The following is a 14318-nucleotide window of genomic DNA, read 5'->3' on the forward strand; positions in this document are numbered from 1 at the left end:
GCTCCACTGCCGCGAGTACGCTCGAAAACCGGACGAGCTCGCACGAGCACGGAGGCCTGACACTGTGGCGGATCTCGTACTGGGGCCGGTGCTCAGGCACATCGGCGATACGGACGCCACGATCTGGGTGGAGACGTCCGAGCCGTGCACGGTGCATGTGCTCGGCAGTTCCGAACACACGTGGACCGTCGCGGGGCACCATTACGCGCTGGTCACCGTCCGAGACCTCGAACCCGGATCGGTGACGCCCTACGAGGTGGATCTCGACGGCCGGGTCGTGTGGCCGCCCGTCGGTGTTGCATCGCCGCTGATCAGGACCGCGGAAGACGACCCCGAGGAGTTAGTGCTCGCCTTCGGGTCGTGCCGGGTGGCCTCGGAGAGCGCGGAACCGACAGCCGTCCTCGGAAAGGACGCTCTCGTCGCCTACGCGCAGCGCATGCGTTCCCTACCGGTCGACGAATGGCCCGACGCGCTGTTGCTGCTGGGAGATCAGGTCTACGCCGACGAGCTGTCGGAGGAGATGAAGCGACGGGTCGGTGAGCGTCACGATCTGTCGGAACCGCCCGGAGACCAGGTACGCGACTTCGAGGAGTACACCTGGCTGTACAGCCGGTCGTGGTCCGAGGACAACGTCCGATGGCTGTTGTCGAACGTGCCGACCTCGATGATCTTCGACGATCACGACGTGCACGACGACTGGAACACCTCCTATTCGTGGCGCAGGGAGATGGAGGCCTCCGCGTGGTGGGAGGAACGCATCGTCGGGGCGTTGGCGTCGTACTGGATCTATCAGCATCTCGGTAACCTCGCTCCCTCGGAGCTGGACGAGGACCCGCTCTACGACCGGGTGCGGAACTGTGCCGGGGACGCCGAACCGATCTTGCGTGCGTTCGCGTCCGGCGCCGACGAGGAAGCCGACGGCAGTCCGGGAGTGCGATGGTCGTATCGCCGCGATTTCGGACCGGTGCGTCTGCTGGTGATCGATTCGCGGTGCGGGCGGGTGCTCGCGCCCGACCGGCGCGACATGGTGTCCGATCCAGAATTCGACTGGATCGAGGAGCAGACCGACGGCGACTACGACCACCTCCTGATCGGCACGTCGCTGCCGTGGCTCCTCCCCCGCACGATGCACGACCTCGAGGCGTGGGACGAGAAGCTCGCGTCCGGTGCGCGCGGTGACCGATGGGCGCGGTGGGCCGAGAAGCTCCGGCGCGCCGCCGATCTCGAACACTGGGCGGCCTTCCGCGATTCGTTCGAGCGACTCGCCCGTTTGTTGCTGGATGTCGCTGCCGGGCGTCGCGCCGAAACGTCCGGCTGCGCGCCCGCGACAATCTGTGTCCTTTCGGGCGACGTGCACCATGCCTACGCCGCCCGCGTCCGATTCGCGACGCCGACCGCCGGCACGGTGTACCAACTGACTTGTTCGCCCCTGCACAACCACGTCCCCGCAGCTGTCCGGGTCGCCTTCCGCGCCGCATGGGGACGCAAGGCGGAGCGCGTCGTGCGGTTGCTGCTCGGTCCGGTGACGGCCGTTCCCGAGACGTCGTTCTCGTGGTCGAAGATGGCAGGTCCGAGCTTCGGGAACCAGATCGCCACCCTGCGGACGCGAGGACGCGTCGCGCACCTGACCATCGAGCGCAGCGTCGACACCGCCTCGGGTCCGCACCTGTTCGAGACCGTCACGGATCTGCCGCTCACTACTGAGGATCGGCCGCCCGAGATTCCGACGTCCCGCGCGGCGAGTCGGCCGTCGAGGTGATGTCGGGGGCGCTCGTCGACGACGAAATTCGGGTTTTTTCGAGTTTCCGTATGGTCCGAAATATCGTTTCGTGCCCTTCGGCCCTGCTTCGTGCATATTCCCGTGACGCTTGGGGTACCTGTGTCAGGGTTTGGAAACACAGCCGACCACGGGAGGAACCACATGCTCGTCCGGAGAATTGCGCGGCCCATGCTCGCGTCCATCTTCATCGCCGGGGGTATCGACGCCCTGCGGAAGCCCGAGCCGAAAGCAGGTGCCGCGCAGCCCGGGCTCGATCAGGCTGTGAACGCCTTGCCGGCGTCGATCACCGACCGGCTTCCCAGCAATCCCGAGACTCTTGTCCAGATCAACGCCGCAGTGCAGATCGGCGCCGGGACCCTGTTCGCTCTCGGGAAAGCACCTCGTCTGTCCTCTCTCGCGCTGATCGGCAGCCTCGTGCCGACGACCGTCGCGGGCCATGACTTCTGGAACGTCGAGGACCCCGAGGCCCGCGCCCAGCAGCGCACCCAGCTCATCAAGAACGTGAGCCTGATCGGCGGTCTGCTCATCGCCGCCGTGGACACCGAGGGCAAGCCGTCGCTGGGCTGGCGGAGCCGTCGCGCCGCGCGTGCCGCGCAGAAGTCGGTGGCGGCTGCACTGCCGGGTCATTCCTCGGACGGTCACACGGCCGAAACGCTGCACACCGTCGCCGAGCGGGTCAAGACGCTGACGGAGGAAGCCGGCGAGCAGGGTGGACACATTCTCGAGATCGCCAAGGAACGTGCACCCGAACTCGCAGAGGCCGCACGCGAGCGGAGCAGCGGACTGCTCGAGGTCGCCCGCGACCGCGGTCCGGTGCTGACCGAACGGGCGCGCGATCGCAGCGCCGAGATCCTCGGTGTCGCGCGTGAGCGCGCCCCCGAGCTCGCCGAGGGCGCCCGTGAACGCGGCACCGAACTGCTCGGGCTGGCGCGCGAGCGCACCCCTGAGCTCGCCGACGTCGCCCGCAAGCGTGGCTCGAAGCTGTGGGACACCACGGTCGATCGCAGCTCGGAATGGGCGAAGCTCGCCGAGGAGCAGTCCGCGATCCTGAACGCTCGGGCTCACGTCGCCGCGGAGAAGGCCCGTCTGCGTGCCGAGGCCGCGCGCAAGCAGGGCACGAAGGCGGAGAAGAAGCTCACGAAGAACCTGAAGGCGCTCGAGAAGAGCATCGAGAAGAAGAAGTAGTCCGGTACGGCACCGTGGTGCGGGCGTGCGAGGGAATCGCACGCCCGCACTGCTGTGATCAGGCTTTCTGCCCGCTTTCCTCCTGCGGCGACTAGACTTCTCGGGCACTTTCGTCGACGCGTCACCCCTGCGGCGGCGAGCGATCTCGTCCTGTCTATCCCCGAGGAGTCCCTGTGCCGGTTGATGGCGCGTCCCATCCGGAGCTCGATCGCGAGCAGGCCTACGTGGCGATGCTCTACACGCATCTCGACGGTCTGCGCGACTACGCGAAGACCCGGCTGGCCCGCGTGCTGCGCGAGACCGGAGGCACCCCGCAGGCGCGCAGCGAACGCGAGTCGTACACCCACATGTACACCGAGGACATCGCGAAGTACGACGCCGCCGAGCACGGCTTGTGCTTCGGCCGCATCGATGTGCGGGACGACGGGACGGACACCTCCGGCCCCGTGACGGAGGACGGCGCGGAGACCCGCTACATCGGTCGCCTCGGCATCCTCGACGAGGACAACGACTACGAGTCGCTGCTGCTCGACTGGCGCGCACCCCAGGCCCGCCCGTTCTACCTCGCGACCCCCGCCGCTCCGGACGGTGTCGTGCTGCGCCGCCACATCCGCAGCCGCGGCCGCTCCGTCACCGCACTGCACGACGAGTACCTCGACCTCGACGCCGCGCTCGAGCACGCCGACACCCCGCCGGCCGGTGGCGTGGCCGGAGAATCGGCGCTGCTCGCCGCTCTGAACGCCGCGCGTACCGGGCAGATGCACGACATCGTGGCGACGATCCAGGCCGAGCAGGACGCGGTCATCCGGTCCGAGCATCGCAGTGTGCTCGTCGTCCAGGGTGGTCCGGGCACCGGCAAGACCGCGGTCGCGCTGCACCGCGCGGCCTACCTGCTCTACACCTACCGCAAGCAACTGGCCAAGAGCGGCGTGCTGATCGTGGGTCCGAACAGCCGCTTCCTCGACTACATCGGTCAGGTGCTGCCCTCGCTCGGTGAGACCGGCGTGCTGCTGTCGACGGTCGGGGATCTGTATCCGGGGGTCACGCCGACGATCGAGGACGATCCGATGGCCGGCGAACTGAAGGGCTCCCTGGACATGGTGAAGGTGCTCGAGAAGGCGGTCCGCGACCGGCAGGAGGTGCCCCGATCCCCCGTGCAGCTGAGTTTCGACACCTACGCGCTCACCCTCGACCGCACGATCGTGACCCGTGCGCGGGGTCGCGCCCGGTCGTCCCGTCGGCCGCACAACCTGGCCCGGCCGATCTTCGTGAACGGTGTGATCGATGCCCTCGCCGACCAGTTGGCCGGGATCATCGGATCGAACCCGCTCGGTGGCGCGAACCTGTTGAGCCGGGAGGACATCCACGACATCCGGTCCGAGATGCGTTCGGATCCCGACATCGTCGGTGCGATCGACGCGCTGTGGCCGGAACTGTCCCCGCAGCAGGTGCTCTCGGATCTGCTGGCCTCCCGCGACCGGATCGCGTCGGCGGCTCCGGCCCTGACCGACGAGCAGATCGATGCGCTGCACCGTCCCGATGCACCGGGACACTTCAGCGCCGCCGACGCTCCACTGCTCGACGAGCTCGCCGAACTGCTCGGGGTGGACGACGCCGCCGAACGCGAACGCGCGAAGCGGCGCTGGCGCAAGCAGATCGCCGACGCGCAGGGCGCACTCGACATCCTCACCGGTTCGGCACCGCAGGATCTCGAGGACGACCTCGATCCCGAACTGCTCATGGCGTACGACCTGATCGACGCCACCCAGCTCGCCGAACGACAGAACCACCGTCGTCACGAGACCACGGCGGAGCGGGCGGCCGGCGATCGCACCTGGACGTACGGTCATGTGATCGTCGACGAGGCGCAGGAGTTGTCGGCGATGGCGTGGCGAACGATCATGCGCCGCATCCCGAATCGCTGGATGACCCTGGTGGGCGACACCGCGCAGACCGGGGATCCGGCGGGAACCGAGTCGTGGCAGCAGATTCTCGAACCGTATGTCGCGAACCGGTGGAAGAAGACCGAACTGACGGTCAACTACCGCACGCCGGCGGAGATCATGCGGATCGCGCACGCGGTGCTTGCGGAGATCGATCCCGACCAGGTGCCGCCGCAGTCGGTGCGCGAGTCCGGTTTCGAGCCGTGGTCGCAGCACGTCGAGGCGGACGCGGTGCTCGCCACCGTGCAGGCAGCTCTCGAGGCGGAGACCGGCCCGGGTACGACTGCCGTGCTCGCCCCGGCGCGACTCGTGGGTGCGTGGGAGCACCTCGCGTCCGAGTCGGTCACGGTCGCGACCGTCAAGGAGGTCAAGGGACTCGAGTTCGACGCGGTGCTGCTCGTCGAACCTGCGGAGATTCTCACCGATTCCTCACGCGGGATGAACGACCTGTACGTGGCATTGACCCGCGCCACCCAGCGTCTCGGGGTGGTCCACTCGGAGGCGTTGCCGGAGGTGCTGGCCGGTATCGCCGGACCGACACGCTGCTGAACCGACACGGTTCGGCCGACACCGCCGAGCGGACCCCGGGACCGGCCACCGGACGGTACCGTCCTTCGGGGCAAGGAGATGGGACGGATCATCCGCGGAGGGAACGAACACGTGGCCTATCGGGCAGCGCACCACCGGATACGTCGAGCGGGGTGCGCTGCGATCGCGGCGCTGAGCGGGTTCTTCGTCTCCGCCGCGTGCGGATCGGTCACGCCGACCCAGGACGAGGCGCAGGCCGCGACGTCCACGACGTCGGTATCCCCTACCTCGTCGACGCCGCCCGACGCGCGTTTTCTGCGGGTGAAGGAGGCACTGGAGGCGTCCGGTCTGGTCGCCGACGTCACGGACGACACGGTGCTTGCGGTGGTGCGAGGGGTGTGCGACCAGTTGCGCGCGGGCGTGCCGGAGCACGACGTCCTCGTCACGCTCCGGCCGATCGCCGCCTACGCCGCGGGCGCCTCGGGTTCGCGCATGTCGGCGGACGACGCCGCCGCGCGCTATCTCGAAACCGCCCGCGAGGAGTACTGCTGATCCGTCAGCGGACCGTGTGCACTACCAGCACGTCGCACAGGGCCTTGCGGGCGACGTCCGAGGGGACGGAGCCGAGCAGCCGCCCGGTCAGCGTGTTGAGGCCGCGATTGCCGATGACGATGAGATCGGCTTCGACCTCCTCGACGAGCGTGAGGAGCGATTCGACAGGTGCACCGACGATGGGCCGCTCGGTGATCTTGCGGGCGCCGGCGACGGTTGCCTTCTCCCGTGCGGTGCGCAGGATCTCGTAGGTCGGTGCCGAGCCGGTGACCTGGTACGCCTCGTCGCGCAGCGCGTCGGCGGCCTGTGCGGTGTCCTTGGGGTCGGCCGGGTAGTAGGCGCAGGCGATCACCAGTTGGGCGCCCGCGTCGCCGGCCAGAGCAGCTGCCTTCTCCACGGCCCGATACGACGATTCGGAACCATCGGTTCCGACGACTATGGTCCGGTAGGCGCTCATTCATCCTCCATCGAGTGTGTGGTCCATCGACGCGGGCCGCCGATGCCGTCGTCGACGGAGGACACGCACGCTCCCCCGCCATACGCTGCGTCGACAGTAGCGGGATGGGCGGCCCGGGTGGGAGGTTTGGGTCTCATCCCACAATCAGGTTTGATGTTACCGCGCGTCACCGTAACGCGGGCCGAACAGGCCGGCAGGGAATACCTCGGCGTCGACGAAGGCGTCGCGCCACGGCAACGCGAGTTCGAGCAAACGTTCCACCCCCTCCTCACCGAGCGCAGTCCACGGCGCGACCGCCAGGTCGTCGGTGAGATCCTCGACGAGTTCGCGAACCTCGAAGCCCTCACCGGTGAGCTCGCCGCGCTTGTCGAGCAGGCCGCGCCCGCGCAATCCCTTCTCGGCGTCCGCCCACTCGTCCCGCGACCAGCCCCGCAGCTTCCGGGCCGGATCAGTGGCGAACCCGATACCGGTCGCCGTGTGGGTGACGAGCGCATCGAGCCCCGAAAGCCCTGCCGTCTGCAGGGCCGCGATATGACCGTCGCCGCGATACTCGCGCAGCAGGGTCAGGGCGTGCCACAGGCGCAGGTGCGCCTCCTCGGGCCAGGGCAGGTCGGCGTAGGCGGCGTAGAGCGGGCGACCGTCCGGGCCGGGAATCGCCCGCGCCGCGGTGGCCGCGAGGTCCGCCGCCTCGTTCATCTCCGCGGAGCCGAGTACGTCCTGCCCGAGGACCCGTCGATGGAGTGCGTCCAGAGCCCGCAACCGCGCCGCGATGATCGTGGCCGGCTCGGCCGTCTCCCACACTGCCGGGACGGCCGATGCCACCAGGCGGGGCGAGAAGCTGCAGAACGTCGCGGTCACGACCCCGGGGCCGACGGCACCCAGGGGTGCCGCGCGTCCACCGAAGTACTGCGCAGCCGGTCCGTCGACACCGAGCGCGGCGAGTTCACCCGCGATGTCCGGCGCGAAGTAGACGACCGAGTGCAGCAGCTCGAGTGCGCGGGCAGCACGCCCGGCGGAAGAGGGATCCATGGGAGTGGACCCTACCGAGTCGCCGGCGCCGATCGGGCCGGGCGACTACTTCAGACCCGCGGCGTCCATCCCGCGCAGTTCCTTCTTCAGATCGGAGATCTCGTCGCGAAGCCGTGCGGCCAGCTCGAACTGCAGGTCGCGGGCGGCCTGCATCATCTGGTCGGTGAGCTGCTGCACGAGATCGGCGAGCTCGGCGCGCGGCATCGTCGAGGTGTCGCGACCTTCCACGACACCGGAGCTGACGGCCCGTCCGGACTCGCCCTGGGCTCGGCGACCACGCGAAGCGTTGCGGCCGGAGCCGCCCACCTCGACGGCCTCGGTGTCCTCGGCCTCCTGATAGACCTGGTCGAGGATGTCGGCGATCTTCTTGCGCAGCGGCTTCGGATCGAGACCGTGTTCGGTGTTGTAGGCGATCTGCTTCTCGCGCCGCCGTTCGGTCTCCTCGATGGCCCGCGCCATCGAGTCGGTGATCTTGTCGGCGTACATGTGCACTTCACCCGAGACGTTGCGGGCCGCGCGGCCGATGGTCTGGATCAGCGAGGTCGTCGACCGTAGGAAGCCTTCCTTGTCGGCGTCGAGGATCGCCACCAACGACACCTCGGGGAGGTCGAGACCCTCGCGGAGCAGGTTGATGCCGACGAGCACGTCGTATTCGCCCAGGCGCAGTTGTCGCAGCAGTTCGACGCGGCGCAGGGTGTCGATGTCGGAGTGCAGATAGCGCACCCGGATACCGAGTTCGAGCAGGTAGTCGGTGAGGTCCTCGGCCATCTTCTTGGTGAGGGTGGTGACGAGGACGCGTTCGTCGCGCTCGGCACGTTCGCGGATCTCGTGCACGAGATCGTCGATCTGCCCCTTGGTGGGCTTGACGACGACCTGCGGGTCGACGAGGCCGGTGGGCCGGATGACCTGCTCGACGAACTCGCCACCTGTCTGTCCGAGCTCGTACGGGCCGGGGGTGGCCGACAGGTAGACCGTCTGCCCGATGCGGGCGGCGAACTCCTCCCAGGTCAGTGGCCGGTTGTCGACCGCCGACGGGAGACGGAAACCGAAGTCGACGAGGTTGCGCTTGCGCGACATGTCGCCCTCGTACATCGCACCGATCTGCGGCACGGTGACGTGCGACTCGTCGATGACCAGGAGGAAGTCCTCCGGGAAGTAATCGATGAGCGTCGCGGGCGCGGATCCGGCGGGGCGCCCGTCGATGTGGCGGGAGTAGTTCTCGATGCCGGAGCAGAAGCCGACCTGCCGGATCATCTCGATGTCGTACTGGGTGCGCATGCGCAGACGCTGCGCCTCGAGCAGCTTGCCGCGGTTCTCCAGATCGGCCAGGCGCTCCTCGAGCTCGGCCTCGATGCTCGCGACGGCGCGTTCCATGCGCTCGGGACCGGCGACGTAGTGGGTGGCCGGGAAGATGCGCAGGGAGTCGACCTTGCGCACGACGTCGCCGGTGAGCGGGTGCAGGTAGTACAGCGCGTCGATCTCGTCGCCGAAGAACTCGATCCGCACGGCGAGTTCCTCGTAGGCGGGGATGATGTCGACGGTGTCGCCCTTGACGCGGAACGATCCGCGGGTGAACGCCATGTCGTTGCGGGCGTACTGGACGTCGACGAGCAGGCGCAGCAGCGCGTCGCGCGGCACCTCCACACCGACCTCGAGCTGGATGGACCGGTCGAGATAGGACTGCGGGGTACCGAGACCGTAGATGCACGAGACGGACGCGACCACCACGACGTCGCGGCGGGACAGCAGCGACGAGGTGGCGGAGTGCCGCAGCCGCTCGACGTCGTCGTTGATCGACGAGTCCTTCTCGATGTAGGTGTCGGTCTGCGCGATGTACGCCTCGGGTTGGTAGTAGTCGTAGTACGAGACGAAGTACTCGACTGCGTTGTTGGGCAACATGTCTCGCAGCTCGTTGGCGAGCTGCGCGGCCAGGGTCTTGTTGGGCGCCATCACGAGGGTGGGTCGCTGGACGCGTTCGATGAGCCACGCGGTGGTGGCGGACTTGCCGGTACCGGTGGCACCGAGCAGGACGACGTCCTTCTCCCCCGCCCTCAGCCGGCGCTCGAGCTCGTCGATGGCGGCCGGCTGATCGCCGGCCGGTTCGTACTCGCTGACGACCTCGAAACGGGCCTCGGTGCGCTCGATCTCACCCACCGGCCGGAACTCGGAGTGTGCGACGACGGGATGCTCACTTGCGAACGCCATGGAATCCAGAGTAAGCGCTCCCACCGACACGCATCGCGGTCCTGCGTGCGGCGCGGTTCGCACGCTAGCGTGCATCCCGTGTCCGCGACCCCGCATCCCGTGAAGACCGAGATCTTCGACGTCGCCACGAAGACCAACATCGACCCCAAGGGCTTCGCGCGGGCTGTCGACGAGTACCGCGTCGAGGAGTGGGGGCTGTACATGGCGCGATCGTCCGACCACCCGCAGTTCCACTATCTCGAATCGTGGTTGCTGCCGGACCTGCGTCTGCGGGCCTCGATCTTCCATTTCACGCCGGGCAACGAACGCGACCAGGACCGCTACGTCGACGTCGGTGAGTTTCGGCGCGACGGCGACGTCTGGTACTCCCACGACCACTATCTCGACCTGATCGTCCGCACGGGCCGCGACACGACGGTCGAGGACATCGACGAACTGGTGGTCGCAGTCACCACCGGGATGATCGACGCGGCGGCGGCCGAGACGGCGATCGACACGGCACTGCGGGCGGTGGACGGCATCGCCGCGCACGGCCACGACCTCGACGCGTGGCTGCGGGAGCGGGGCGCGCCCGTCTCCTGGCGCTGACGCGCACCACCGCTGCGCAGGTGCCGTCACCTGCGCAGACAGCGGGGGCGCAGGAGCGAAAAAGTTACTGCCGCAAAGGACATGGTAATCTGCCCCGGCCGGCGAAGCAGTGCACCGAGAAGGCGACCATCGGGGCCGGCCCGGATCGCCCCTCCGCGTGCACATCACCCGACCGAGGACACCCCTCGCGCCGGCGGCGCGCGCCCGTGCAGCCCACGAGCGCCGACGAGAACGCCGCCGATCACTTCGTCGGCACACGCCCGGATCCGGGCGTGCCCTGCTGGAGCGGTATGCCGCGCCCGCCGGCCCGTGGCCGATCGGGCGCCCGACGCATGCCCACCGTCCGGCGGTGGATCGGACCGACGCCGCAGCGGAACCGACAGACAGGACGCGTGCAGCGCGCCCTGCGTTCCACTGCGCTCCGACGACCGCGGACGTGACGCGAACACGAAAGAGGTCGCAGTGAACGGCACCGAGCTCGTTCAGTTCAGCGCCGCGACGATCGTTGCCCTGCTCGTAATCTTCTACGGCGGAACGCTTCTCGTCTCCGCCCGAATCGGGAAGAAGGACGAGAACGCCGACGGCTACATGACCGCCGGCAACAAGGTCGGTTTCGGGGTGTCGGCGGCCAGCATGACCGCCACCTGGATCTGGGCGTCCTCGCTGTACGCGTCGGCGACCTCCGGATACACCTACGGCATCTCCGGCCCGATCCACTACGGGCTGTGGGGCGCGTTGATGATCCTGTTCATCTACCCCTTCGGGAAGCGCATCCGCGCGGTCGCCCCGAAAGCACACACCCTCGCCGAGGTCATGTTCGCCCGGCACGGGCGGTCGAGCCAGCTCATGCTGGCCGGTTCGAATCTCGTCGGCAGCCTCATCAGCCTGATGTCCAACTTCATCGCCGGCGGTGTGCTCATCTCGCTGATCTCGCCGTTCGGCTTCGTCCAGGGTGTCGTCTTCATCGCCGCCGGTGTGCTGCTCTACACCCTGTGGTCCGGCTTCCGAGCGTCCGTGCTCACCGACTTCATGCAGGTCGTGGCGATGCTCGGTGCGGTCGTTGTCATCATCCCGGCGGTCTTCTTCATCACCGGCTTCCCCGACGCGTTCGACGGTGGTTCCGGGAACCTCACCGACCAGCAGAGCGACTTCTTCTCCAGCGATGCCTTCCTGAACCAGGGCGCGCCGTACATCGCCGCCGTGCTCGCGTACGCCATCGGCAACCAGACGATCGCGCAGCGCCTGTTCGCGGTGCGGGAGGATCTCATCAAGCCCACCTTCGTCACCGCGACGATCGGCTACGGCGCCACCGTCATCGGCGTCGGCATGTTCGGTGTGCTCGCGCTGCACCTGGGCATCGACCCGATGGACGGCGACGTCAACAACATCGTGCCGCAGATGGTGGCGTCCTTCCTGCCCACGGCTCTGGTCGTCGTGTTCTTCGTCATGATCATCGGTGCGCTGTCGTCCACGGCCGATTCCGATCTGTCGGCGCTGTCGTCGATCGTCATGGCCGACATCTACGGCCAGAACATCGCCGGCGGCACCCGCAATGCCGATCCCAAGCGGATGCTCTTCATCGGGCGCGCCACGATGGTCGTCGCGACCGCAGCCGCCGTGGCGTTCGCGAGCATGAGATTGAGCATCCTCGACCTGCTCGTGTTCGTCGGCGCGCTCTGGGGTGCGCTGGTCTTCCCCGTCATCGCGAGCTTCTACTGGCACAAGGTCACCAACAAGGCGTTCACGACGTCGGTGCTCGTCGCCCTGGCAGCGTTCCTGCCGGTGCGTTTCGGGTGGTTCCCGATGGACGGGGTGCTCGCCTGGACGGTGGACATCGCATCGGTCGTCGGTGTCGGCGTGATCGCGGGTCTGATGGCATTCGGCTTCTTCGGACTCCGGGCCGCACGCGTCATCGGTGTCGTCGCCGCGGGGGTCGTGGCGCCCTTCGCGCTCGGCTCGGTCCACGACTACGCCGTGCTCAGCGCCTCGCTCGTCGCCTACGCGGTCAGCACGGTCGTGTGCTGGGCGATGTCCGTGAACTCCGACGAGAACTTCGACTTCGAGGTCATCGCGCAGCGTGTCGGTGACTTCGACGTGGCTGCGGACGACGTGACACCCGAAACCGACCCTGACTCCCCGAACGCCCCTGCCTCGGCGAACGTCCCTGCCTCGCCGAACGTCCCTGCCTCGGCGAAAACCCCTGCGTCCGAGACGGACGCCGCGGCGACCACTCCGGAGAAGGAGAACCGATGAGCACGCTCGCACTGACCGTCTACGTCCTGATCTGGCCCGTACTCGTCGCCGGTGTGCTGGCGGCGCTCTGCCGCGGGTTCTTCAAGGAGTGGCTGCAGGCCCGACGGGACGGCGAGGATCTGATCTGACCGTCACCGCAGGATTCCCTCCCGCACGGCTCGGAGGACCGCATTCGTGCGGTCCCGGGCGCCGAGCTCGAGCAGGATCGACGACACGTGGTTCTTCACGGTGCCCTCGGCCAGGAACAGCACGTCGGCGATCATGCGGTTGCCGAAGCCCTCGGCCATCAACCGCAGCACCTCGAGTTCACGTTCGGTCAACTCCTGCACGACCGGGGTGTCGTCGGGCTGTGGAGCGGAGCGGATCGCGCGCAGCAACCGGTCGGTGATCGAGGGGGCGACGAGCGTGCCACCCTCCTCGAGGGTCCGTACCGCACGGGCGAGTTGCTCGAGCGTGACGTCCTCGAGGAGATATCCCCGGGCTCCGGCACGTAGGGCCGCGAGCACGAGTTCGTCGTCGCCGAAGGTCGTGAGCACGAGCACCGGGACTTCGAGGCTGCGCTCGCGGAGACGGTCGATGGTCCACGAGCGGTACGTGGCCGAACTCTCGGGCTGCGGCCGGTGGAGAACGAGGCTCCCGAGAACGACTCGCTTCGTACGATGTCACAGCGCTTGGCCACCCAGTACGTGAAATTCGTCCGCTCCGAGGAGATAGGCTTGGGCGAGAACTGATCTCGCGGTATTGTCGACGGGTGGTCGACGCTGCCCCCGACGGCGTCGACCACTTCGGGCCGCGAAACGTTCGTAACTCCGCCGCCCGTCGAACCGAGTCTCGAATGCGCATGTGGGGCAATGTGACTGCTCGGGATGGCGAGGGGGCTCGATGGACGAAGCCGAGTTGATCGAGCGGTGCCGGGCAGGCGATCGGGCAGCGTTCGCCGAACTCGTCGCACCGTCACGGGAACGCGTGTGGGCGGTCTGCGTCCGGATCACAGGAAACCGGCACGACGCCGAAGATGCACTGCAGGATGCGCTGGTCGCGGCGTGGCAGAATCTCGGCAGATTCCGTGGCACAGCAGCATCCGGAACGTGGTTGTATCGCATCGCGAGCAATGCGGCGCTCGCTGTCGTGCGGACGCGACGTGGTGAGGTCCTCGACGAACGGCTCGGGGACGAATACGTCTCCGGGGAAACGCCTCTCGCCGAGAGCGTGGTCGACGGTGATGTGGTCCGGCGAGCTTTTCTCCTTCTCCCCGAACAGTTTCGGGTTGTCATCGTGTTGCGTGAGTATGCGCAGCTCGGTTACGCCGAGATCGCAACGCACCAGGGCGTGGGTGTGCAGACGGTGAAGAGCCGGATCAGGCGTGCCCGTATGCAACTCGCCGATCTACTGAGTCCGGAACTGCTCGGCGCCGAAGAGGTTGCCCTCCGACCGACGGTCGGGTACGCCGACACGGAGGGCACCGAACCGCCGAGGACAACCCGGAAGGATGAGCAATGACGCAGAGCGAACCGATTTCGTTGCCCCCGTCAAGGGAATCGCTGGGACTCGATCCGATGGACCGGATTCCCGAACTACCCGAGGACGCCTGGCGTCGGGTGCTCCATATCGCCACCGATCCCCTCACCCCTCGCATCGGAACCGAACTGGTTCCCGTCGAGGGAATCGATGAGAACGATATCGAGCACCCCGCCATCGACGACCTGCCGATCGAACAACTCGATGATCACGGCAACGACGAGCTGCCGAAGCCGGAATTCGTCGTCGACGCAACCGATCCCGACTCGAGGTAGCCGGC

At 67.9% G+C, this 14318-nt stretch carries 13 protein-coding genes; 9 read left to right on the forward strand and 4 right to left on the reverse strand.

Features of this window, described 5'->3' with window-relative positions; genetic code table 11:
* Positions 1-64 precede the first annotated feature (64 nt).
* The 4 genes from K3M35_RS06105 to K3M35_RS06120 all read left to right on the forward strand — a co-directional run bounded on the left by K3M35_RS06105 (position 65) and on the right by K3M35_RS06120 (position 5988).
* Positions 65-1759 (forward strand): alkaline phosphatase D family protein, encoded by a 1695-nt coding sequence (locus tag K3M35_RS06105; RefSeq protein ID WP_220666153.1) that lies wholly within the window; start codon positions 65-67, stop codon positions 1757-1759.
* Between the two features lie 162 nt (positions 1760-1921).
* Entirely contained in the window at positions 1922-2965 is a 1044-nt protein-coding gene (locus K3M35_RS06110) for a DoxX family protein (RefSeq protein ID WP_220666154.1), read from the forward strand.
* A gap of 173 nt (positions 2966-3138) precedes the next feature.
* On the forward strand, positions 3139-5457 hold the full coding sequence (locus K3M35_RS06115) for an ATP-binding domain-containing protein (RefSeq protein WP_374107752.1): 2319 nt from the start codon (positions 3139-3141) through the stop codon (positions 5455-5457).
* Positions 5458-5568: 111 nt separating this feature from the next.
* Positions 5569-5988, forward strand: a complete 420-nt coding sequence (locus tag K3M35_RS06120; RefSeq protein ID WP_037216868.1) for a DUF732 domain-containing protein — start codon at positions 5569-5571, stop codon at positions 5986-5988.
* Positions 5989-5992: 4 nt separating this feature from the next.
* Here the strand turns inward: K3M35_RS06120 and K3M35_RS06125 are convergent, their stop codons facing one another.
* From K3M35_RS06125 to uvrB, 3 genes are all read right to left on the reverse strand, one after another.
* Entirely contained in the window at positions 5993-6445 is a 453-nt protein-coding gene (locus K3M35_RS06125) for a universal stress protein (RefSeq protein WP_006553987.1), read from the reverse strand.
* A gap of 156 nt (positions 6446-6601) precedes the next feature.
* Entirely contained in the window at positions 6602-7474 is an 873-nt protein-coding gene (locus K3M35_RS06130) for a hypothetical protein (RefSeq protein ID WP_220666155.1), read from the reverse strand.
* Positions 7475-7519: 45 nt separating this feature from the next.
* Positions 7520-9679, reverse strand: coding sequence for an excinuclease ABC subunit UvrB (gene uvrB / locus K3M35_RS06135; protein WP_019289647.1), 2160 nt, complete (start codon positions 9677-9679; stop codon positions 7520-7522).
* Positions 9680-9748: 69 nt separating this feature from the next.
* Here uvrB and K3M35_RS06140 point away from each other — a divergent pair, with 69 nt between their 5' ends.
* The 3 genes from K3M35_RS06140 (at position 9749) to K3M35_RS06150 (ending at position 12648) form a co-directional block, all read left to right on the forward strand.
* On the forward strand, positions 9749-10267 hold the full coding sequence (locus K3M35_RS06140) for a DUF402 domain-containing protein (RefSeq protein WP_037216870.1): 519 nt from the start codon (positions 9749-9751) through the stop codon (positions 10265-10267).
* Positions 10268-10729: 462 nt separating this feature from the next.
* On the forward strand, positions 10730-12520 hold the full coding sequence (locus tag K3M35_RS06145) for a sodium:solute symporter family protein (RefSeq protein WP_220666156.1): 1791 nt from the start codon (positions 10730-10732) through the stop codon (positions 12518-12520).
* Positions 12517-12648, forward strand: a complete 132-nt coding sequence (locus K3M35_RS06150; RefSeq protein ID WP_006553992.1) for a putative transporter small subunit — start codon at positions 12517-12519, stop codon at positions 12646-12648. Before K3M35_RS06145 ends, K3M35_RS06150 begins: the two co-directional genes overlap by 4 nt.
* A gap of 3 nt (positions 12649-12651) precedes the next feature.
* On the opposite strand, the gene K3M35_RS26610 is transcribed toward K3M35_RS06150, so the two are convergent.
* Positions 12652-13062, reverse strand: coding sequence for a response regulator transcription factor (locus tag K3M35_RS26610; protein WP_232238098.1), 411 nt, complete (start codon positions 13060-13062; stop codon positions 12652-12654).
* Between the two features lie 340 nt (positions 13063-13402).
* On the opposite strand from K3M35_RS26610, the gene K3M35_RS06160 reads away from it, so the two are divergent.
* Positions 13403-14020, forward strand: coding sequence for an RNA polymerase sigma factor (locus tag K3M35_RS06160; protein ID WP_064060165.1), 618 nt, complete (start codon positions 13403-13405; stop codon positions 14018-14020).
* Positions 14017-14313 (forward strand): hypothetical protein, encoded by a 297-nt coding sequence (locus K3M35_RS06165; protein WP_033097668.1) that lies wholly within the window; start codon positions 14017-14019, stop codon positions 14311-14313. Before K3M35_RS06160 ends, K3M35_RS06165 begins: the two co-directional genes overlap by 4 nt.
* Positions 14314-14318 lie beyond the last annotated feature (5 nt).

It is taken from the genome of Rhodococcus sp. DMU2021, from assembly GCF_019641445.1.
In the GTDB taxonomy this organism is placed as follows: domain Bacteria; phylum Actinomycetota; class Actinomycetes; order Mycobacteriales; family Mycobacteriaceae; genus Rhodococcus; species Rhodococcus pyridinivorans.